This is a genomic window from Pseudoalteromonas gelatinilytica (genome assembly GCF_001641615.1).
In the GTDB taxonomy this organism is placed as follows: domain Bacteria; phylum Pseudomonadota; class Gammaproteobacteria; order Enterobacterales; family Alteromonadaceae; genus Pseudoalteromonas; species Pseudoalteromonas gelatinilytica.
Genome location: NZ_LRRU01000016.1, coordinates 114083 through 133928 on the forward strand (window position 1 = coordinate 114083; position 19846 = coordinate 133928).

Annotated in this window: 21 protein-coding genes and 1 pseudogene; 8 read left to right on the plus strand and 14 right to left on the minus strand. The window is 42.1% G+C overall.

Going from position 1 to position 19846, the window contains the following annotated elements; genetic code table 11:
• Positions 1-9: 9 nt before the first annotated feature.
• The 8 genes from NH153_RS07540 to fabR all read right to left on the minus strand — a co-directional run bounded on the left by NH153_RS07540 (position 10) and on the right by fabR (position 6369).
• Positions 10-522: a hypothetical protein gene (locus NH153_RS07540; RefSeq protein ID WP_063702506.1), complete on the minus strand. Its 513-nt coding sequence runs from the start codon at positions 520-522 to the stop codon at positions 10-12.
• Positions 523-531: 9 nt separating this feature from the next.
• Positions 532-1065 (minus strand): DUF2931 family protein, encoded by a 534-nt coding sequence (locus NH153_RS07545; RefSeq protein ID WP_240494359.1) that lies wholly within the window; start codon positions 1063-1065, stop codon positions 532-534.
• A 2-nt stretch (positions 1066-1067) separates the two neighbouring features.
• Positions 1068-1580, minus strand: coding sequence for a hypothetical protein (locus NH153_RS07550; RefSeq protein WP_063702508.1), 513 nt, complete (start codon positions 1578-1580; stop codon positions 1068-1070).
• Positions 1581-1589: 9 nt separating this feature from the next.
• Complete coding sequence (locus NH153_RS07555) at positions 1590-2102, minus strand: hypothetical protein (RefSeq protein WP_063702510.1); 513 nt, start codon at positions 2100-2102, stop codon at positions 1590-1592.
• Positions 2087-3799 carry a T6SS phospholipase effector Tle1-like catalytic domain-containing protein gene (locus NH153_RS07560; RefSeq protein ID WP_063702512.1) on the minus strand — a complete coding sequence of 571 codons (1713 nt, stop codon included), beginning with the start codon at positions 3797-3799 and terminating at the stop codon, positions 2087-2089. The genes NH153_RS07555 and NH153_RS07560 overlap by 16 nt, the downstream gene beginning before the upstream one ends.
• Positions 3800-3802: 3 nt before the next feature.
• Positions 3803-4459, minus strand: a complete 657-nt coding sequence (locus NH153_RS07565; RefSeq protein WP_063702514.1) for a peptidoglycan-binding protein — start codon at positions 4457-4459, stop codon at positions 3803-3805.
• Between the two features lie 19 nt (positions 4460-4478).
• On the minus strand, positions 4479-5498 hold the full coding sequence (locus NH153_RS07570; protein WP_240494360.1) for a hypothetical protein: 1020 nt from the start codon (positions 5496-5498) through the stop codon (positions 4479-4481).
• Positions 5499-5736: 238 nt separating this feature from the next.
• On the minus strand, positions 5737-6369 hold the full coding sequence (fabR, locus tag NH153_RS07575) for an HTH-type transcriptional repressor FabR (RefSeq protein ID WP_054554482.1): 633 nt from the start codon (positions 6367-6369) through the stop codon (positions 5737-5739).
• A 116-nt stretch (positions 6370-6485) separates the two neighbouring features.
• Here fabR and NH153_RS07580 point away from each other — a divergent pair, with 116 nt between their 5' ends.
• Together NH153_RS07580 and sthA are read left to right on the plus strand one after the other, a co-directional pair.
• On the plus strand, positions 6486-7619 hold the full coding sequence (locus tag NH153_RS07580) for an acyl-CoA desaturase (RefSeq protein WP_063702518.1): 1134 nt from the start codon (positions 6486-6488) through the stop codon (positions 7617-7619).
• 13 nt (positions 7620-7632) lie between these two features.
• A complete protein-coding gene (sthA, locus tag NH153_RS07585; RefSeq protein ID WP_054562900.1) occupies positions 7633-9063 on the plus strand; it encodes a Si-specific NAD(P)(+) transhydrogenase in 1431 nt (476 codons plus the stop codon).
• A gap of 46 nt (positions 9064-9109) precedes the next feature.
• Here sthA and hemE read toward each other — a convergent pair whose 3' ends face one another.
• Complete coding sequence (hemE, locus tag NH153_RS07590; protein WP_063702520.1) at positions 9110-10174, minus strand: uroporphyrinogen decarboxylase; 1065 nt, start codon at positions 10172-10174, stop codon at positions 9110-9112.
• Between the two features lie 612 nt (positions 10175-10786).
• Here hemE and NH153_RS07595 point away from each other — a divergent pair.
• Together NH153_RS07595 and NH153_RS07600 are read left to right on the plus strand one after the other, a co-directional pair.
• Positions 10787-11257 carry an Rsd/AlgQ family anti-sigma factor gene (locus NH153_RS07595; RefSeq protein WP_063702523.1) on the plus strand — a complete coding sequence of 157 codons (471 nt, stop codon included), beginning with the start codon at positions 10787-10789 and terminating at the stop codon, positions 11255-11257.
• 146 nt (positions 11258-11403) lie between these two features.
• The gene (locus tag NH153_RS07600) at positions 11404-12450 is read left to right on the plus strand and encodes a S66 peptidase family protein (RefSeq protein ID WP_171038284.1); all 1047 of its coding nucleotides are present in this window, start codon (positions 11404-11406) and stop codon (positions 12448-12450) included.
• A 54-nt stretch (positions 12451-12504) separates the two neighbouring features.
• On the opposite strand, the gene fkpA is transcribed toward NH153_RS07600, so the two are convergent.
• Positions 12505-13260, minus strand: coding sequence for an FKBP-type peptidyl-prolyl cis-trans isomerase (gene fkpA / locus NH153_RS07605; protein WP_063702527.1), 756 nt, complete (start codon positions 13258-13260; stop codon positions 12505-12507).
• 200 nt (positions 13261-13460) lie between these two features.
• Between fkpA and NH153_RS07610 the strand changes: the two genes are divergently transcribed.
• Together NH153_RS07610 and NH153_RS07615 are read left to right on the plus strand one after the other, a co-directional pair.
• Positions 13461-14459, plus strand: coding sequence for a WD40 repeat domain-containing protein (locus NH153_RS07610; RefSeq protein ID WP_063702529.1), 999 nt, complete (start codon positions 13461-13463; stop codon positions 14457-14459).
• Positions 14446-14658: a SlyX family protein gene (locus NH153_RS07615; protein ID WP_063702531.1), complete on the plus strand. Its 213-nt coding sequence runs from the start codon at positions 14446-14448 to the stop codon at positions 14656-14658. Before NH153_RS07610 ends, NH153_RS07615 begins: the two co-directional genes overlap by 14 nt.
• Before the next feature lie 21 nt (positions 14659-14679).
• Here the strand turns inward: NH153_RS07615 and NH153_RS07620 are convergent, their stop codons facing one another.
• On the minus strand, positions 14680-14883 hold the full coding sequence (locus NH153_RS07620; RefSeq protein ID WP_054554491.1) for a YheV family putative zinc ribbon protein: 204 nt from the start codon (positions 14881-14883) through the stop codon (positions 14680-14682).
• 129 nt (positions 14884-15012) lie between these two features.
• On the opposite strand from NH153_RS07620, the gene NH153_RS07625 reads away from it, so the two are divergent.
• Together NH153_RS07625 and NH153_RS07630 are read left to right on the plus strand one after the other, a co-directional pair.
• Complete coding sequence (locus NH153_RS07625) at positions 15013-16932, plus strand: ATP-binding cassette domain-containing protein (protein ID WP_063702533.1); 1920 nt, start codon at positions 15013-15015, stop codon at positions 16930-16932.
• On the plus strand, positions 16919-17344 hold the full coding sequence (locus tag NH153_RS07630) for a TIGR02444 family protein (protein ID WP_063702535.1): 426 nt from the start codon (positions 16919-16921) through the stop codon (positions 17342-17344). Before NH153_RS07625 ends, NH153_RS07630 begins: the two co-directional genes overlap by 14 nt.
• Before the next feature lie 45 nt (positions 17345-17389).
• Here NH153_RS07630 and NH153_RS07635 read toward each other — a convergent pair whose 3' ends face one another.
• The 3 genes and pseudogenes from NH153_RS07635 to tuf form a co-directional block, all read right to left on the minus strand.
• Positions 17390-18034, minus strand: a complete 645-nt coding sequence (locus NH153_RS07635) for an outer membrane beta-barrel protein (protein ID WP_082874014.1) — start codon at positions 18032-18034, stop codon at positions 17390-17392.
• A gap of 409 nt (positions 18035-18443) precedes the next feature.
• Positions 18444-18524: pseudogene (locus NH153_RS22050) on the minus strand (EF-Tu C-terminal domain-related protein); the annotation flags it as partial.
• Between the two features lie 137 nt (positions 18525-18661).
• The gene (tuf, locus tag NH153_RS07640) at positions 18662-19846 is read right to left on the minus strand and encodes an elongation factor Tu (RefSeq protein ID WP_063702537.1); all 1185 of its coding nucleotides are present in this window, start codon (positions 19844-19846) and stop codon (positions 18662-18664) included.

Consider the following 19846-nt stretch of genomic DNA (forward strand, 5'->3'; position numbering starts at 1 on the left):
AGTCGGTTTTTATTTATTCTCGCGCCATTGCGCTTGCCCAGAGCCAAGTTCATGTAATACACGGCCTGTGAATCCTGCTGAAGGTGTATTTGATATCCACACTTTTATTTCACCTGTCTCACCCATGCCAATAATTAGGTAGGGAAAAATCTCGTCCTCAACTTCACCTGTGTAATAACTAAAATTAGGTAAGTTTTTAGCTAATTTATACCCCACCTTATCTATGGCCACTTCACCGTAGTAAATTCTATTTTCTGATTTATCGAGCCACTCAACTACCACTTTTTCTGGGAATTTTTGGTCGTATACACCACTTGTTTTGCCTGCACTTTCCCAACAACAACCGAGGCTTCCCATAGGAACCCCCCAACTATCATCAAAAGTAATTGCCTGCACCCAAATTTGGTTACCTTTTTGTGTCGCACCTCCTGCAACCATGTAATCTATTTTTCCCGTTGACGAGCAACCGGCTAAAAACAAAGCACATACAATTGAGATGAGTGGTTTTATAAACTTGTCCATAGTCGGTTTTTATTTATTCTCGCGCCATTGCGCTTGCCCAGAGCCAAGTTCATGTAATACACGACCAACCCTATTCATTTCTGAGCTTGTATTTGATAACCAAACCTTAATCTCGCCAGTTTCTCCCATACCAATAATCAAGTAAGGGGTTATATTTGTTTCTATCTCTCCTGTGCTTACCCATGTATAAGCAGGTAAGGTTTTAGCTAATTTATACCCAGCCTTATCTATGGCTACTTCACCGTAATAAATTCTATTTTCTGATTTATCGAGCCACTCAACTACCACTTTTTCTGGGAATTTTTGGTCGTATACACCACTTGTTTTGCCTGCACTTTCCCAACAACAACCGAGGCTTCCCATAGGAACCCCCCAACTATCATCAAAAGTAATTGCCTGCACCCAAATTTGGTTACCTTTTTGTGTCGCACCTCCTGCAACCATGTAATCTATTTTTCCCGTTGACGAACAACCGGCCAAAAACAAAGCACATGCAATTGAGATGAGTGGTTTTATAAACTTGTCCATAGTAACTAAATGCATTTTTAATTATTCTCGCGCCATTGCGCTTGCCCTGAGCCAAGTTCATGTAATACACGGCCTGTGAACCCTGCTGAAGGTGTATTTGATATCCACACTTTTATTTCACCGGTCTCACCCATACCAATAATTAAATAAGGTTTTACATCGTTAAAAACTTTACCTGTGTGCGCAGTGAATGGGGGTAAGTTTTTAGCTAATTTATATCCCGCCTTATCTATGGCCACTTCACCGTAATAAATTCTATTTTCTGATTTATCGAGCCATTCAACCGCCACTTTTTCCGGGAATTTTTGGTCGTACAAACTGACTGTACCACCAGCCTCAGCATAACAACACTCAATTGCTCCTGATGGTATGCCCCATGTATCATCAAATACCACTGAGCGCCCCCAAATAGCATTCCCATTCTCAGTGCCTACGCCTGCTACCATGTAATCTATTTTTCCCGTTGACGAGCAACCGGCTAAAAACAAAGCACATGCAATTGAGATGAGTGGTTTTATAAACTTGTCCATAGTCGGTTTTTATTTATTCTCGCGCCATTGCGCTTGCCCAGAGCCAAGTTCATGTAATACACGGCCTGTGAATCCTGCTGAAGGTGTATTTGATATCCACACTTTTATTTCACCTGTCTCACCCATGCCAATAATTAGGTAGGGAAAAATCTCGTCCTCAACTTCACCTGTGTAATAACTAAAATTAGGTAAGTTTTTAGCTAATTTATACCCCACCTTATCTATGGCCACTTCACCGTAGTAAATTCTATTTTCTGATTTATCGAGCCATTCAACTTCAACTTTTTCCGGGAATTTTTGCTCATAAACTCCGGCCATTGCACCTGCCGTAGCTCGGCAACACGACATTGCACCTGCAGGGACACTCCACCGCTCATCAAATTTTACTAATGTAGCAAAAATATCATTACCTTCATCAGTTGAGCCAGATACGACCATATAATCTATTTTTCCCGTTGACGAGCAACCGGCTAAAAACAAAGCATATACAATTGAGATGAGTGGTTTTATAAACTTGTCCATAGTCGGTATCCATTTATTAGTTGTGATTGCCATTGTGAGCTTGTTTCAGCTTGACTTGGCTGGTTATAAAAAAGCTCGCGCTGTTGGTTTTTGGTGGTAAATTCTGCTTCTTCTTCGGGGCCGTGAGCTATCGCATCAATCGTTGCCGCGTATTTAACACTATGGTGAATGTAGTCTTTGTATAAAGCATGCCAGGCATCACTTTGCGGGCCAAAACTGCGCGCTGTATCTACAAGCGATTTAAGCTCGCTTGGTAAAACATAAGGAAAAGCCTGACCATCGGCTTGCTTGCGGTTGGCAAGCTCTGCTAGGTTTTGCAACGGCACCCCTTGATTTACAGCCGTTTCGTGCATTAGCGCTAAACTATAATGCGGTAGAATATTACTTAATTTACGGCGCCAATACGGCCTGTAGCTGGTGTAAATTGTATTTTCTGATTTATTCCAAATTCGCTTTGGTTGTCGGTTTATTCTTGGCCGGCTTGCTTTAAATTGAATATTAATTGTTGGCCAATAATATTTTTGTTCAAGTGACTGTTTAAGCTGTACGAGTTCTTTGTCGTGCTCTGGCTCACCGGCTTGGCCCGCAATATACTGCCGAGGGTAAAGAATGCTCGTTTCAACGGGGCCATAACCGCCACCTATATCTGAGTGCACGCCAGGCAGCTCAATTTCTTTGTGGTTTTCTGATAGCTGCTTATTACTATTGAGTAATGAGCTAAGAGGGAATTTATCGCGCTTTTCATCAAACGCAGCTAAGTGCATCACATACCCGGCACTGCTGCTCGCTAAATTTAAATTAACGGGGTAGTCAAGTTCGTCATCGGCGTAAAACTCACTGTGGTTGTTATCGCCATCGCCGCCAATAGATGCAACACTATCAAATAAGCCCACAAAACGAATAACAGGCTTAATGCCGCCCCAATAATTTGGCTTATGTTGATAAATTGCATTGACCTGATTAACAAACGCTCGGGCTTGGGCTGCACCTCGGCTAAAGCCAAATACATCAATTAAAGCGATGCTAATGTGCTCAAAATTACTGTTCCTTATAAAACGGTTCAATGATATTAAAGATTTTTTTATGCGCTCATCAAAACTAAACGCCAAGCCCATATCTAGTGTTGAGTCTTTTTTATTCGCTTTAGTGCCTATCCCTTCGGCATAATACCGAGATTTATAGGTTTGAAATGGATATAACTCAAACAACTTAACAACATTCGTGGGCTCTTTGCTGTCTGTTGAGTCTTGTATGTCGTTAAAACGGTTATTACCTGTGCCATCAAAAAACACCCCAAAGCAAGGCGGTTCGGCAAGTAAGGTGAGTTCTACATGGCCTTTCGGTAAAATTTTATGTTGAAGTAGTTGCGGGCCGCCCTTACTACCAATATTGAATGACTTTACCATGTTTGAATTAAAATAGTCTGCAAATTGCTGCTCATTAACAAGAGTAAACTCGGCCTTACCAGCAACAATTGCTTTGAGTGTATAAGGTGTATCTTGCGACAGGTTATTAAAACGGTAGTGCTGCGCTGCTTGTTTTTCAACTACGACCTTGTTGCCTTGTGAAAATAGCTGTATTTCTACATCAACATCGCCCAGTACTTTTACAATAATATGCTTTGTTGTTGCACCCGCACCGGTATTAATAACAAGTGTATTAACAAGGTTTACTGCCATTGGCATTGCTTGGCTCATTACTTATGCTCCGTATACGTCAACAAGACGACGTTTAGTAATAGGCCCTGCTATGCCATCAACTTGCAACTGCTGTGCAAGCTGAAAAGCTTTAACACCTGTTTGTGTTTTTGATCCATTAATTCCATCAACCTTCCCACAATCAAACCCAAGTAAATTGCAACGCCCTTGCACTCCTGACAAGGTTTCAATAGGGTCTAAGTGCCCAACTTGAATAGCAAAACTCTTTGTTGGTGTGGTGTCTTCGTCATTGAGATATAAATCTACTTGCCCTGTAAGCGTTTCATTTTCGGTGAGCTCTACTTCAATTAAGCCATCTTCTGCTATGACGGTATCAATTGTTTGCCCTGCGATATTCAGTACAATGCGCTTTCCCGTAATTTGCTCGCCATTTTCGTAAGCTAGTTTTAAACGAAAGAATTCTTTTTCATCACGCACCATAAAAGAGTTTTTACTACCTGTTTTCAGTGGCATGAATTTTTCAACTTTTGCTGGAATAGCAATTACGTCGCCGGGGTAAATTTGGTTAGGTTCAGGCCTTAATGAACGAAACTCAGCATTAAGCGGATGCAAGTAAAGACCATTAGAGGTTCTAAACCCATATTGACGAGCAATGCGTAGCAAGGTTTCGCCTTGCGACACAGTATGTTGTAAGGTCATAAATTATATCCTTATAAATTTATTCATTACGGGAAGGGCTGGCCACCTGCCAGTCTTTGTCATCTAACTCATGAAAACTTATTTTAGCATTTTCAAAGTCAGGACCTGATACGTGGGCATAACCCTTACTATCTAATACTCCACTGACTACATGCCCATTACGCAAGCGAATTTTATAGCCCATGTTTGCCTGTGGGTTACCTGCTTGATCAAGCAATTCAATTTCATATTCTTGTGTTGGTTGAAGCACTGTAAAAGAGGTGGTTTCCACAAGACCTGACGCACTCACAGTGACAGCATAAACACCTGGCTTCACAACAAAATAATGCTGCCAAAACGATATTTCATCTGGGCGCTTTTTTTCTAATTGCAATGTAATTTGACCATTTGTAGGCCCTTGCCAAACTATATCTATACTGCGGCAATTACTGCAGGAGCCTTCTATATTTAATTTCCAACCATTGGGAACTATCAATCCAGTACCTACCGGTGCGGGCTTAGCACGACTAAACCCCAAATTGTAATCATAAATAAGGTTCGCATTTTTATAGCCTGTATATTGTTGAGCTAACATTTCTACCGTTTCAGATGCTTGGAGCACATGGGTTGTAAAATTTTGCCGAACTTGGTGAGATGCTTTTAACTCTACCTTACTATTTGCAACAGGCTTATAAAGAGCTAACGTAGGTTGAAATTGCTGAGTTGCTGTTGGGCGGATAACACGACGAGTATAAGTTATGTGTTGATCTATCCTGTTGGGTTGTCCCTCACAGCCATTGCTTTGTAATAGCCTAGCTTGTTGATCTCTTAAATCAGCTGATGTTGCATTGCTAGCAGCCTCTGAGCTATGGTTCTTTGAAATAGTGGCGCTTTTTGGGTATAGCGCAATTCGGCTATAGACATGGCGAAACTGACTGTAGGGAACTCGCTTCCAACCATTTTGGTTAATCCAAAACTGGCAGCGTTTGTCATCTCGAAATTGTGAGACCTGATGAGCGTCTAATACGCCAAACAAGTTATCTTGAATTTTCTTTTGCACATGTTTCGGTAACGAGTATAACAAACTGCGGCTCAGCTCCCGAAAGCTTGGGCTGTTTTTTACCGTTGTTTCTTCACTCTGTTCTAAAAAATGGGCATGAGTATCATTCACCGGATCCTTGGTGAGCATATGCGTCCTCGCTATTTATTCATTTTGTGGCGTAACTGACTATTTAGAATTCAGTTACTGATTTAAACAAAAAACGATACACAAAATGGGAACAAAAATCCACCATGCTTTAGGCTGTTTTTTCTACACTACCTTTACTATCACGGCCATACAAAGTGGCACCGCGAGCAATATAGCGTAATTGCCAGATCAAGCGTTCAACCAGTTCTTCACGTTGTGTCCCTTCAATATCGAGGGCTTCGGCACCGGCGTTAAATACTAAAGTCACCATGGCTTCGGCTTGAATATATGCATGAGTTGGGTCGCACGGAGTTTCGCTTTCAAGGTAATGCGCAAGCTCTAAAATGAAATGTTTAATTTCACGAGCAACCGCAGCGCGAAATGCTTTTGAAGTTCCTGAGCGCTCACGCAATAACAATCTAAATTGGTTGCTCGAGTTATCGATAAACTCCATAAAGGTCACGATTGATGTCGTGATCACACTACCGCCGCTCTCAATACGGCGACGCGCTTGGCGCATAAGTTGGCGAAGTGTCAAACCGGCTTCATCAACCATGGTCAAACCGAGCTCATTCATGTCTTTAAAGTGGCGGTAAAAAGAGGTGGGGGCAATCCCTGCTTCACGGGCAACTTCACGCAAACTTAAATTAGAAAAACTATGATCGGCACTCAATTGATTGAATGCAGCTTCGATTAGTGCTTGTCGTGTTTTTTGTTTCTGTTGCGCTCTAACACCCGACATGGAAACTCCCAGCGTGAACTTTTAATGATTTTTCGGTTAATGAGACAGTCTAATACTTGACGCGGAGAGAATGAAACACTATTTTAGCGTACAACTGTACGCCGAGATTTATTCAGATGAAAAAACCACCGATTATTTGGACCAATGTGCTATTTTTTAGCCTTACATTTTTGGCCGCGATCACCCTTGTTCCTTGGTATGGCTTTAGCTACGGATACACCAGTACACAGTGGATAGCCTTTGTTGGCTGTATGTTCTACGCCGGACTTTCTATTACTGCAGGTTATCACCGCTTGTGGGCACACAAAGCCTATGATGTGCATCCTGTTATTGAAGTGATTTTTGCCTTAGGTGGTGCTTTTGCATTACAAAATAGCGCCTTGCACTGGAGTAGCGATCACCGTATTCACCATGGTCAAGTTGATGATCCAATCAAAGACCCTTACGCCGCTACTAATGGCTTTTGGTATAGCCACATCGGTTGGATGCTGCGCGATTATCAAGGCGAGCAATACGGTAACTACAGTAACTGCCGTGACTTACAAAAAAACAAAGTCGTTATGTGGCAACACCGTCACTATATGAAGTTAGTCGTCGCGACTAATTTTGGTATTCCTTTACTACTTGGTTTAATGCTTGGCGATGTATGGGGCATGTTATTATTGGTTGGTTTACTGCGCTTAGTATTGAGCCAGCACTTTACCTTTTTTATCAACTCGCTGGCGCATATCTGGGGCTCACGTCCATACACAGAAAAAAACACTGCCCGTGATAATGGCTTTTTAGCGCTATTCACATACGGTGAAGGCTATCATAACTTCCACCACATTTTTGCTAGCGACTATCGCAATGGCATTAAGTGGTATCACTATGATCCAACTAAATGGATGATCCGCTCTTTAGCGGCAATCGGTCTTGCTTCAAAATTAAAGCGCACACCGATTGAGCGAATCGAAAAAGCCAAAGCAGAAACCTTGATGAGTAAGACCCAAGGTCGCCTTGCAAAATTGCCTTTAGCGCAAGATAAGCTTACATTATTACAATCTGAGTACGATTTACTGCTGAAAAAACTGCAACACTTCTGTGCCTTGCAAAGGCGCGTGTTAGAAATCAAACGTAATAAAATGATGAAACAGTGTGAAAAATCAGCATTAATGACACAATATCACGAGCTTGAAGCCGCTTGGGAAAACCAAAAGCAGGCTTGGCTTGCACTAAATGCGAGGTTGTTAAAAGCCTCTTTTAGTTAACATAGGAGCGGCTGTGGCCAAACAACAAGTAAAGCAAAAAGATACTCCATCTTATCAATATGATGCGATCATCATAGGTACAGGTCCTGGCGGTGAAGGTACCGCCATGAACCTATCTAAAAGTAACAAAAAAGTCGCTGTTATTGAGCGTCAAGAAGCAGTAGGTGGCGGTTGTGTGCACTGGGGTACTATCCCGTCAAAAGCATTACGTCACTCTGTAAGTCGTTATATTGAATATAAAGCAAACCCGCTATTTAATATTAGTGAGCGCCCTAACCGCTTAACTTTCCCAGATATTTTGCGCCACGCAAGTAACGTCATCTCAAAGCAATCTAATTTACGTAGCAGCTTTTATGAACGTAACCGCATTCATATGTATCAAGGTGATGCTGAGTTTATTGATAAACACACCATTAAAGTAACGCACCTAGACGGTTCATTTGAAACGCTTACTGCACAAACAATCGTTATTGCTACTGGCTCGCGCCCTTATCGTCCACCGGGTGTAGACTTTAAACATCCACGTATTTACGACAGCGATACCATTTTAGGCCTTGAAGATGACCCTCATCGTGTGCTGATTTATGGTGCTGGTGTAATTGGTTGTGAGTATGCCTCTATTTTTAAAGGTTTAGGCGCCAAGGTTGACCTAGTGAATACCCGTGACCGCTTACTTGCCTTTATGGATGCAGAAATTTCAGATGCTCTGAGCTATCACTTTTGGAATAGCGGCATTGTTATTCGTCATAATGAAGAGTTTGATCGCGTAGAAACTCGCGATGATTGTGTGGTAATGCACTTAAAATCAGGTAAGCGCGTAAAAGCTGACTGTATTTTATTTGCCAATGGCCGTACGGGTAACACAGACACATTAAACCTTGAAGCCGTGGGCTTAAAAGCAGATGGTCGTGGCCAGCTTAAGGTGAACGAAACATACCAAACAGAAGTCGACAACATTTATGCTGTGGGTGATGTCATTGGTTACCCAAGCCTTGCCAGTGCGGCATTTGACCAAGGCCGTATTGCAGCCGATGCGATTGCATGTGGTAACTGTGATGAAAAGCTGATCATTGATATCCCAGCAGGTATTTATACAATCCCTGAAATGAGCTCAGTGGGTAAAACCGAGCAAGAGTTAACTGCTGCAAAAGTCCCTTACGAGGTAGGCCGTGCTCAATTTAAGCATTTAGCGCGTGCGCAAATTGCTGGCACTGAGGTGGGTAGCTTAAAGATTTTATTCCATGTTGATACCAAAGAAGTACTGGGTGTGCACTGCTTCGGTGAGCGTGCCTCTGAAATCGTTCACATCGGTCAAGCTATTATGGAACAAAAGAACGGCGGTAATAACATTGATTACTTTGTAAATACCACGTTCAACTACCCGACTATGGCTGAAGCCTATCGCGTAGCTGCATTAAATGGTTTAAATCGTTTGTTTAAGTAAATAAAAAAGCCCGCTTAATGCGGGCTTTTTTACGATTAGCTTTTGCTTATTTGTGGTATTTACCACTGAATTCATGAACAGCGTTGATAAATACACCTGCGTTTTCTGGGTCTACATCTGGTGTAATACCGTGACCTAGGTTGAACACATGGCCAGAACCTGTACCAAAGTCTTCTAGGATAGTGGCAACTTCTTGGCGAATGCGCTCAGGCGTACCATGCAGCATTGCTGGGTCCATGTTACCTTGCAGCGCTACTTTATCGCCAACACGACGCTTTGCATCACCGATGTTAATAGTCCAGTCTAGACCTACTGCATCACAGCCTGTTGCTGCAATTGCTTCAATCCACTGACCACCATTTTTAGTAAATAACGTCACTGGTACTTTACGGCCATCATGTTCGCGAATTAAGCCATCAACAATCTTGTGCATGTATTGTAATGAAAACTCATTGTAATCACGTGGGCTTAATACACCGCCCCATGAGTCAAATACCATTAACGATTGCGCGCCCGCTTTAACTTGCGCGTTTAAATAGTCGATTACTGAGTCCGCTAACTTATCAAGTAATAGGTGCAGTGTTTGTGGTTCTGCAAAGGCCATTTTCTTGATTTTACCGAATGTTTTGCTGCTACCACCTTCAACCATGTAAGTAGCAAGTGTCCAAGGTGAACCAGAGAAACCAATTAGCGGTACTTCACCTTTTAATTCGCGGCGAATCGTACTTACCGCATTCATTACATAACCAAGCTCATCAGTTGGATCGATTTTTGGGATTTTTTTAACATCTGCTAATGAAGAAATCGGACGTTCAAATTTCGGACCTTCACCTGTTTCAAAGTAAAGACCTAAGCCCATAGCATCAGGAATAGTTAAAATATCACTGAATAGAATTGCAGCATCAAGCGGATAACGACGTAATGGCTGTAACGTTACTTCACAAGCAAGTTCAGCGTTTTTACATAAACTCATAAAGTCGCCTGCTTGGGCACGTGTAGCACGGTACTCAGGTAAATAACGGCCAGCTTGGCGCATCATCCATACCGGTGTGACATCAACAGGTTGCTTTTGTAGTGCACGTAAATAACGATCGTTTTTTAATTCGCTCATGCGTATAGAATCCTAGAACTGAATGAAATTGAGCAGATTGTATCACCATATTGCGCGTCTCACTATGGATAGATAATCAAGGCTAGATATAGATCATGTTTTTTAAGCCAACCTAAGCCTATAGTGTGTTTTTTTAGCGAAAACAAAATAAATTTAAAACTTTCTATTAATAAATTTGCAACATACAAAAAAGCTTGGTATAACTTATCCCGCGTTAACAAAAACAATAATAAAAATCTTATAACAATAAGAACAACAATCTTCCCATAATAATAAGAACGCTTGTTTTAACAAGTCTTAGAAAAAGAATTAAACCACCAATTTTGGTGGTTTTTTCTTTTCTAAATCAGCAAATTACAACTCCTCCGCTTAGATAAAAATTGCAAAATTAATACTAGTAGTTTTGAATCAATTCCCATACACTGCAATGAGAGCAAAAAAAGTCCACTCTAAAAACAAGGTTATTTTTTGGCCTATTCAGCGCTGAAAAATATGTCTTTAGAATGACTTTTACAATCTGTTGCAATTAGACACTAAGAATTTAGTTGATCTTTGTGTCATATTTCCTTTTTATATATACAAAGGAAAACCTACTCAGCGAGGAGATGAAATATGCTGACGCGTTTGGAAAAAGCTCAACAAAAATGGGGTGGTAGTCACTCTGTAATCGACAAATGGCTCACAGAACGTCAAGAGCTGCTTGTGTTGTTCTGCCGTATTGCAGGCTTTTCACCGTACGAAAAGAAAGATCACGCCCTTCCTGATCAACTGCAAATTCAAAACTTTTGCCAAATTCTGATGGATTACCTTTCTGCTGGCCATTTCGAAATTTACGACGACATTGCCAAAGCGTGTGAAGAAAAAGGTCCTGAAAGCCAAAAGCTGGCTAATGCCTTATACCCGCGCATTTCTGAAACCACAGATGTAGCACTCGACTTTAACGACAAATACGCAGAAGTTGACAAAGATGACTTGCTTGATGAGTTTGATAAAGATTTATCAACATTAGGTGAAGCGCTTGAATTACGCTTTGAATTAGAAGATGAGTTAATCGATAACCTTTATTCTAATCACACCAGCTAACAGCTTAGTTGCACAGCAGAGAAACACTCTCTGCTGAAAAACACCTTTTTTGCCTGCCTAAAAAGAATCATCTATTCCATTCGTAACAAATATTTGAAATATTTTCTTCAATGCGATACTCATACTATAAAAACATGAGGCTCGCTATGAATAAACGGTCATTTTTAAAGTCACTTTCAATCCTTGCTGCTGGCGCAAGTATAACATCAGCTCCTTTAATGGCTGCTCAGAATAGCAGTACCCAAACATTAATTAAGCCAAAAGCGCTGGAAAAAGGCGGCACAATTGGTGTGTGTAGCCCGTCAGCTGCCACTGCTGAACAGGCTGATATCATACTAGCAAAAGGCGTTATAGAGGCGCTGGGTTACAAGGCTAAGCTTGCACCAAACATTTTAGCAAGACGCGGTCATTTAGCTGGCACTGATGTAATGCGAGCCGGCGATTTAAACAGTTTATTCAGTGACAAAGAGGTTGATGCCATTTTGTGTTTACGTGGCGGTTCAGGCGCTGCCCGTATTTTACCTTTGCTCGACTACGCAATGATCCGTAACAACCCAAAACCTCTGATGGGCTATTCGGACATTACCGCTCTACACAATGCACTACTCTCTCAAGCTGGGCTAATCAGCTTCCATGGCCCAAATGCATCGAGTGACTGGAACCCGTTTCATGTCGCGCAATTTAAGAACATGTTCGAAGCGCGTAAGTTGATGCATTTCCAAAACTTACCAAAAGCCGATGATGAGCTTGTTAACACTCAGTACCTGACCCAAACAATCACATCAGGTAAAGCCTCTGGACGATTAATCGGCGGTAACTTAACGGTACTGACAGCCCTTGCAGGATCGAATTATTTACCTGACTTTAATGGCGCAATTTTATTTTTAGAAGATATCGACGAAGCGCCGTATCGAATTGACAGAATGATGAGCACACTCAAACTCATGGGCGCACTTGATAAAATTGCGGGCTTTGTGTTTGGCGATTGTAATGACTGTAAGCCTGGCCGTGGTTATGGCTCTTTAACCCTTGACGATATTTTTGCAGATTATATAAAACCGCTGGAAATTCCTGCTTATCGTGGAGCTATGATTGGCCATATTAAGCGCCAATTTATCTTGCCTGTTGGCACTGTGGTTGAGCTTGATGCTGATAGTGGCACATTAAAAATGAAAGAAACGGCATTTAGTTAATAAACTTCATGCGTAAAAAAAGGGCCAATCGGCCCTTTTTTATTGAGTTTAATATTACTCAGCTGGTACAGCTTTGTCATCGCTTTGGATTTCAAGTAATTCTACTTCGAAAACAAGCGTTGAGTTAGCTGGGATCTTACCAAGATCACGCTCGCCATATGCAAGTTCAGATGGAATAGTGAACTTGTACTTAGAGCCAACTGGCATTAATTGTAAACCTTCAGTCCAACCTGGGATCACACGATTAAGTGGGAACGTAGTTGGTTCGTTACGTGAGTAAGAGCTATCGAACTCAGTACCGTCTAATAAAGTGCCTTTGTAGTGTACTTTAACAACGTCAGTTGCTACTGGCTTTTCGCCTTCACCTTCAGTGATCACTTCGTACTGTAGGCCAGATTCAGTTACTGTCACGCCTTCTTTCTTCGCGTTTTCAGCTAGGAATTTTTCGCCTTCAGCTTTGCTCTTCTCAGCTTCTACTTTCGCTTTTTCTTGTTGTTTAGTGCGAATGCTTTGGTCAAGCGCCGTTAACACTTCACGAATTTTTTCGTCATCAAGTTTAGCGTTACCTGCTAGCGCGTCTTCAAAACCACGCTTAAGAAGCGCTTCGTCTAGTTCAACACCTAACGCTTTTTTATCAGCAAGGTCTTGGTTTAAGAAGTTACCAACAGACGCACCAATACCGTATGCTTGTTGCTGAGCTTCAGTCTCTAGTTTAACTTCAACTTGCTGTTCTTTTTTTGCTTCCTGATTACAAGCTGTAAGCGCTAAAACTGACGCTGCAATCAATGACAATTTAATCGTCTTTCTCATTTTATATCTCCGACACACTTTGCAGTTGTCAATTATTGTATTATTACTAGTTAAAGATTAACGACCTACATGGTAGGCTGCTTGTCTAATAACTAATGTCATGCTTATGCATGATCAGCGATTAGACTAACAACCTAGGCCTTCAACGAGACCTAGTCTAACCTCTCAATCACTAAGAGTTAAGGGGAAATACTCGTAATATGTCGATATTTCGTACTTTTTTGTATCTGCTCAGCCTTTGCTTAGTTGTAGCGTGCTCTGAGCAACATGAGCAATCAACTGCACGCTATGAGCATGCGGCTAAAGGTGCCTTCGCTAGTGCGCTGTCGCACGATGGCAAATACAGCTTAATCTCATCAATACACCATGGGGTCGCACTGTGGGATAATCAACAACAGGTGCTAAAATACCAATGGTTTCAACAACAAAATCAAGATAGCTTGGTTCATACTGTTGCTATCTCTTACGACAATAGCCATGCAGTGACCGCTGAAAAGTCCACCTTTGCAGTGTGGGACATTGCCACGGGCAACAACACGGGTTATTACAAAATACACGCCTCAACAATTCGAGATATCGCGATAAGTAACCAAGGGCGCAGTGTGTTATATGGCCGCGCCGACGGTGTAGTCGTTTACCTCGACTTAGAGAGTGGCAGACGCATAGAGTTCCTTGGCCACCAAGAAAAAGTCAATGTTGTTGACCTTTCACCTAACGGCCACTACGCCATAAGCGGCTCAAATGACTATGTAGCTTACTTTTGGGACACTCGCACAGGGCAAGTGATCCATCGCTTTAACCACCCAAGTCGCGTTACTCAAGTTGCCCTTGATCCACAAGGTCGATACGCATTTACCGCAGACAGTATGAAGCAAGCAAATGTATGGCAACTGACTACAGGTGATCTTGTTAGCAAACTGGCGTATATTGCGCGTCAGAAAATTTTTACCGCCGTCCGTTTTAATGATGAGGGCACTTTACTTGCAACAGGTTCACCCAATCGATTGGTCGATTTATGGCAGCTAGAGTCAGGTAAAAAGTTACATACGTGGCAAGTGATTCCTCGAGAAGGAAGCCGCCCGAAATCAGCCGTGGTGTTAGATGTTGCGTTTACTGATAACAACCAAGCGTTATTAACCGAAAGCTCCAGCGGATTCGCTGAAAGTTTTAATCTAAGAGAATCAAATGAATACAATTGAACATCGTTTAATGGAACTTGAAGCAAAAGTCGCTTTTCAAGATGAAACAATTGAAATATTGAATGATGAGCTTAAAGCGCACCAACAGCAGCTGGCAAAAATGAAACGCCAGACTGAGTTACTTGCAGAAAAGATTAAAGAAGCGCAGCAGCCTTCTTTAATGTCACAGCTTCAAGAGCCGCCTCCACCTCATTATTAATCAGGTGAATAGAGCCGGGTATTAATCGCCCGGCTTGAACACACCAATCACTTGTTCGAATTGACGCGTTGAGGCCTGAACTGCCTGCTCTGGTTGCGTCATTTTGTGACCACACTGTACGCACTCCACTTTTTCCACATCATGTTCTTTATAAAGCATCATGGTATCCATGGCCTTACATTCAGGGCACGATGCTCCAGCAATAAAGCGTTTTCTTTGTCTCATAGATGATCTCCCGTGGCATGTAGGCGGCTATTTTAGCCTAATAATTCTCTGTTTGATACGATTGCGAAGGCTAATGTGATCCGTGTTATGATAGCGGCAATTTAATCAGTGCTGTGCAAGTAAACATTCATGATCCAAATTTCAGACATCGAACTTCTACGTGGTGGTAACGCCTTACTAAAAGGGGCTTCTGCCACCTTATTCCCAGAGCATAAAGTCGGCCTTGTGGGCGCTAATGGCTGTGGTAAATCAACGCTGTTCGCGCTACTAAAGTCTGAATTGCAACTCGATGCCGGCGAATGCCAAATTCCTAAAGACTGGTCAATTGCCTCTGTAAAGCAAGAAACACCTGCGCTCGAAATCAGTGCCCTCGATTATGTATTACAAGGTCATCCTGAATATTACGCGCTAAGAATTGCACTTCGCGAAGCTGAGCAAAATAACGACGGCGATGCGCAGGCAAAAGCACATATTGGCCTAGAACATATTCAAGGTTATAGCATTGAAGCAAAAGCTGGTGAGCTATTACACGGTTTAGGTTTTAGTAATGAGCAAATAGACAACCCAGTGAGTGCCTTTTCTGGTGGTTGGCGTATGCGCTTAAACTTAGCACAAGCACTTATTCGTGATGCCGATTTATTACTGCTGGATGAGCCAACCAACCACTTAGATCTCGATGCGGTTTACTGGTTAGAACGTTTTTTACGAGCCTACACAGGCACTCTAGTGCTTATCTCCCATGACCGAGAGTTCTTAGATGCCGTAGTTGACCAAATTTGGCACATAGACGCACAAAAAATAAATGTTTATAAAGGCAATTACTCACAATTCGAACGCCAAAAAGCAGAGCGATTATTACAACAACAAGCGATGTTCGAAAAGCAACAAGAACAAATTGCTCACCTAGAAAAGTTCATTACGCGCTTTAAAGCAAAAGCTAGTAAGGCTAAGCAAGCACAAAGCCGCGTAAAAGCCCTAGAGCGGATGGAAAAGTTAGCCCCAGCCCATGTTGACTCACCTTTTGATTTTGAGTTTGCCGAGCCAACAGCGCTACCAAACCCGTTAATGACCCTCGACCAAGCCAAAGCAGGCTATGGCGACACCACCATTTTACACAGCATTAAGCTAAACCTTGTGCCGGGTAGCCGTATTGCGCTGCTTGGCCGAAATGGTGCGGGTAAATCAACACTGATTAAATTATTAGCTGGCGATTTGCAACCTCAAGCAGGTGAAGTATTTCAGCATCAGGGCTTAAATATTGGTTACTTTGCGCAGCATCAGCTTGAGTCACTTGATTTAAAAGCCAGTGCAGTGACCCATTTACAACGTTTAAATCCACAAGCTCCTGAGCAATCATTGCGTGACTTTTTAGGCGGCTTTGCATTCTTTGGCGATAAAGCACTTGAACCAGTTGCGCCATTTTCTGGCGGTGAAAAAGCCCGTTTAGTACTAGCAATGCTGGTATATCAAAAGCCAAACCTACTGTTACTGGATGAGCCAACCAACCACCTAGATTTAGAAATGCGTCATGCCTTAGTGATGGCGCTACAAGGCTTCGAAGGCGCTATGGTGACCGTATCGCACGACCGTCACATGCTTAAAAACACCGCTGATGAGTATTACCTCGTTGATAACGGCGAAGTAACACAGTTTGGTTATGACCTTGATGCCTATTACCAATGGCTACTGAATGCCAATAAAGAAGCCGCTAAAAGCCCTGAAGACAATGCACCTAAAGCACATTCAAGCGTTAACCGCAAAGAGCAAAAGCGCTTAGAAGCTGAGTTCAGAAAGTCAGTGCAACCATTGAAAAAGCAAATCGAAAAGCTGGAAAAGCAACTTGATAAGTACTCTACAGAGCTTGGAGAAATCGAAAACGCACTTGCCGACAATGATTTATACAGTGATGAGAATAAAGCAAAACTGACAGAGCTACTCACTAAGCAAGCAAGCTTAACCCCAAAGCTTAATAACGTTGAAGAAGAGCTGCTTATGGCACTTGAAGAGCTTGAAGAAAAAGAGCAGGCCTTTGCCTATGAAACCGCTTAACAGCGAACAGTTTTGGCAGTTTGCATGTCAGCTTTACAGCAAAGACGGCATGCAAACCAAGCTACTAGGCTATCAAGACCAGCAAGGCAAAAATGTGAACCTTTGCCTGCTGCTTTATTATCTTGATTCTTTAGAGCTGGCTGTAACCCCCTCTCAACTGAGTGAGCTTGAATTGTGCATTGCTACATTTGATCAACAGGCTTTACAGCCCCTAAGAGCCACACGCGCCTACCTTAAAACCATTCAAGCCGAGATTTCAGACTACCCCACCATTCGCAAAGAGCTACTTAGCGCAGAATTAAAACTTGAAAAGCAACAGCAAGCGATACTAGTCAATAGAGTAAATAATTTTGAGCTAATACCTTGTGTTAAACCCAATAATATAGCGCTATATTCAAAGGCAAATATATAAACTCCGCTTTAGATGTTTGTACTTAGCTAAACTTTCCTACACAGCTTAAAATCTCCAGCCAAGTACAATAGAAAGATCCTGAATGTCATGTTTATACTTAACAACCCCACTGTAGTCGTATTCTTTAGATTCTTTAATACCTAACACTGAGTATTCAAAACCCAAGAAAAAGTGATCTGTAAATTGATAGTCGAAGCCTAAAGCCCCATAAATATCATTACCACTCTCTTTCTCATTAATATTTTCCGTTGGTACAAGGTGAGCAGGGTTAGCATCTTTGTACTCCCAATGAGCAATCCCTACTCTAGCATTAATAAAGAAATCTTGATAAACCTCAAACTTTCCTTTTGCACCAAGCCTAATTGACTCAACCTCTATTGGAACTCTTACATCCCAAGAGGTTTCATAATCACCTGGGAATTGAGCAGGGATAGTCACTGTATACTCATTGACTGACTCTCCATGCTCATGCTTCGCAACTTCTATTGATAAATACTCACTAAATTCATAACCCAATCTAAAACCAAAAGAGTCTGAATCAAGAGAAGAGGAGTAACTATCCCCTAAGTCATAATCTTGATATGTATGATATTTATTCTTTGTTTTTCCGATTAAAAATTCACCAACGATTGCCGCATGACTTAAGCTAGGCAATAAACTCACTGCCCCTAGTAAAATACCCTTGATCATTACTTCCCTATATAGTTTTGAGTTAAATTCCCATTATAAAGTGCATTTACAAAAGTTACTACAAACCAATCATATTGATTATATTCGCAATTTTCCTAGCACAGACCTGGTTAGCCAATTTTCTGAGCTACAAAAGCCGGCAACAACAGTAATGCAAAAGTTTACGAAATCATGGCAGGAAACCTCAAAAGCTCTCACTCAAGAGAAGAACTAGATAAAGCGTTAGGAAAATGAAAAAGTGGCAAATTGTAAAAATTTAACCAATGACAACAGAATTCAAAGAAACTCTGTTTAAAAAACAACCCTCTCGATCTAATCTGACGTCTGACAGCTGATAGCTTTTCTACAGGCATTAAAAAAGGCCGCCTAGGCGACCTTTTTATAAGCTGTGAAGCTCTATCTGTTGATATTACTCAACGATAGTTGCAACAACACCAGCACCAACTGTACGGCCACCTTCACGGATAGCGAAGCGTAAACCTTCGTCCATTGGGAATTTGAAGGCGGCAGATTAGCCTTTCACTCTAAACTACATAAAACTTATAGCTGAGAGCTTTTCTTCACCCATAAAAAAACCCGAGACTAAGCTCGGGTTTTTCTTAATGCTTGATGCATTACTATAGTTGATTACTCAACGATAGTTGCAACAACACCAGCACCAACTGTACGGCCACCTTCACGGATAGCGAAGCGTAAACCTTCGTCCATCGCGATTGGGCAGATTAACTCTACAGTCATCTTGATGTTGTCACCAGGCATTACCATTTCTACGCCTTCTGGTAACTGTACGTCACCTGTTACGTCAGTTGTACGGAAGTAGAACTGTGGACGGTAACCTTTGAAGAAAGGAGTGTGACGACCACCTTCATCTTTAGAAAGTACGTATACTTCTGAAGTGAATTTAGTGTGTGGCTTGATTGAACCAGGCTTACAAAGTACTTGACCACGCTCAACGTCTTCACGCTTAGTACCACGTAGTAGTGCACCGATGTTCTCACCCGCACGACCTTCGTCTAGAAGCTTACGGAACATCTCAACACCTGTACAAGTTGTCTTCGTAGTTTCTTTGATACCTACGATTTCAACTTCGTCATTCACGTTGATGATACCAGCTTCAACACGGCCAGTTACAACAGTACCACGACCTTGGATTGAGAATACGTCTTCGATAGGCATGATGAATGGCTTATCGATGTCACGCTCTGGCTCTGGGATGTATGAATCTAGCGCTTCTGCTAGTTCAATGATTTTCGCTTCCCATTGCTCTTCGCCTTCTAGTGCTTTAAGAGCAGAACCTTGGATTAGAGGTAAGTCGTCACCTGGGAAATCGTACTCAGAAAGAAGTTCACGAACTTCCATTTCTACTAGCTCAAGTAGCTCTTCGTCATCAACCATGTCACATTTGTTCATGAATACGATGATGTAAGGTACGCCAACCTGACGAGAAAGTAGGATGTGCTCACGAGTTTGTGGCATAGGACCGTCAGTCGCAGCAACTACTAGGATTGCGCCGTCCATTTGAGCAGCACCAGTGATCATGTTTTTAACATAATCGGCGTGTCCTGGACAGTCTACGTGTGCGTAGTGACGAGTTGGAGTATCGTACTCAACGTGTGAAGTTGAGATTGTGATACCACGCTCACGCTCTTCTGGAGCGTTATCGATTGATGCGAAGTCTTTAGCTTGACCACCGTATGCTTTCGCAAGTACGTTTGTGATTGCTGCTGTTAGAGTTGTTTTACCGTGGTCAACGTGGCCGATTGTACCAACGTTTACGTGCGGTTTTACGCGTTCAAACTTTTCTTTTGCCAT

What these genes read in the sequence shown, in the direction of transcription:
- hemE (WP_063702520.1), bottom strand. Translation starts at nt 10,174, where the DNA reads ATGAGCGAATTAAAAAACGATCGTTATTTACGTGCACTACAAAAGCAA.
- fabR (WP_054554482.1), bottom strand. Translation starts at nt 6,369, where the DNA reads ATGTCGGGTGTTAGAGCGCAACAGAAACAAAAAACACGACAAGCACTA.
- NH153_RS07560 (WP_063702512.1), bottom strand. Translation starts at nt 3,799, where the DNA reads ATGAGCCAAGCAATGCCAATGGCAGTAAACCTTGTTAATACACTTGTT.
- NH153_RS07580 (WP_063702518.1), top strand. Translation starts at nt 6,486, where the DNA reads ATGAAAAAACCACCGATTATTTGGACCAATGTGCTATTTTTTAGCCTT.
- NH153_RS07625 (WP_063702533.1), top strand. Translation starts at nt 15,013, where the DNA reads ATGATCCAAATTTCAGACATCGAACTTCTACGTGGTGGTAACGCCTTA.
- NH153_RS07610 (WP_063702529.1), top strand. Translation starts at nt 13,461, where the DNA reads ATGTCGATATTTCGTACTTTTTTGTATCTGCTCAGCCTTTGCTTAGTT.
- fkpA (WP_063702527.1), bottom strand. Translation starts at nt 13,260, where the DNA reads ATGAGAAAGACGATTAAATTGTCATTGATTGCAGCGTCAGTTTTAGCG.
- NH153_RS07545 (WP_240494359.1), bottom strand. Translation starts at nt 1,065, where the DNA reads ATGCATTTAGTTACTATGGACAAGTTTATAAAACCACTCATCTCAATT.
- NH153_RS07565 (WP_063702514.1), bottom strand. Translation starts at nt 4,459, where the DNA reads ATGACCTTACAACATACTGTGTCGCAAGGCGAAACCTTGCTACGCATT.
- NH153_RS07635 (WP_082874014.1), bottom strand. Translation starts at nt 18,034, where the DNA reads ATGATCAAGGGTATTTTACTAGGGGCAGTGAGTTTATTGCCTAGCTTA.
- tuf (WP_063702537.1), bottom strand. Translation starts at nt 19,846, where the DNA reads ATGGCAAAAGAAAAGTTTGAACGCGTAAAACCGCACGTAAACGTTGGT.
- NH153_RS07630 (WP_063702535.1), top strand. Translation starts at nt 16,919, where the DNA reads ATGAAACCGCTTAACAGCGAACAGTTTTGGCAGTTTGCATGTCAGCTT.
- NH153_RS07600 (WP_171038284.1), top strand. Translation starts at nt 11,404, where the DNA reads ATGAATAAACGGTCATTTTTAAAGTCACTTTCAATCCTTGCTGCTGGC.
- NH153_RS07620 (WP_054554491.1), bottom strand. Translation starts at nt 14,883, where the DNA reads ATGAGACAAAGAAAACGCTTTATTGCTGGAGCATCGTGCCCTGAATGT.
- NH153_RS07540 (WP_063702506.1), bottom strand. Translation starts at nt 522, where the DNA reads ATGGACAAGTTTATAAAACCACTCATCTCAATTGTATGTGCTTTGTTT.
- NH153_RS07595 (WP_063702523.1), top strand. Translation starts at nt 10,787, where the DNA reads ATGCTGACGCGTTTGGAAAAAGCTCAACAAAAATGGGGTGGTAGTCAC.
- NH153_RS07555 (WP_063702510.1), bottom strand. Translation starts at nt 2,102, where the DNA reads ATGGACAAGTTTATAAAACCACTCATCTCAATTGTATATGCTTTGTTT.
- NH153_RS07550 (WP_063702508.1), bottom strand. Translation starts at nt 1,580, where the DNA reads ATGGACAAGTTTATAAAACCACTCATCTCAATTGCATGTGCTTTGTTT.
- NH153_RS07615 (WP_063702531.1), top strand. Translation starts at nt 14,446, where the DNA reads ATGAATACAATTGAACATCGTTTAATGGAACTTGAAGCAAAAGTCGCT.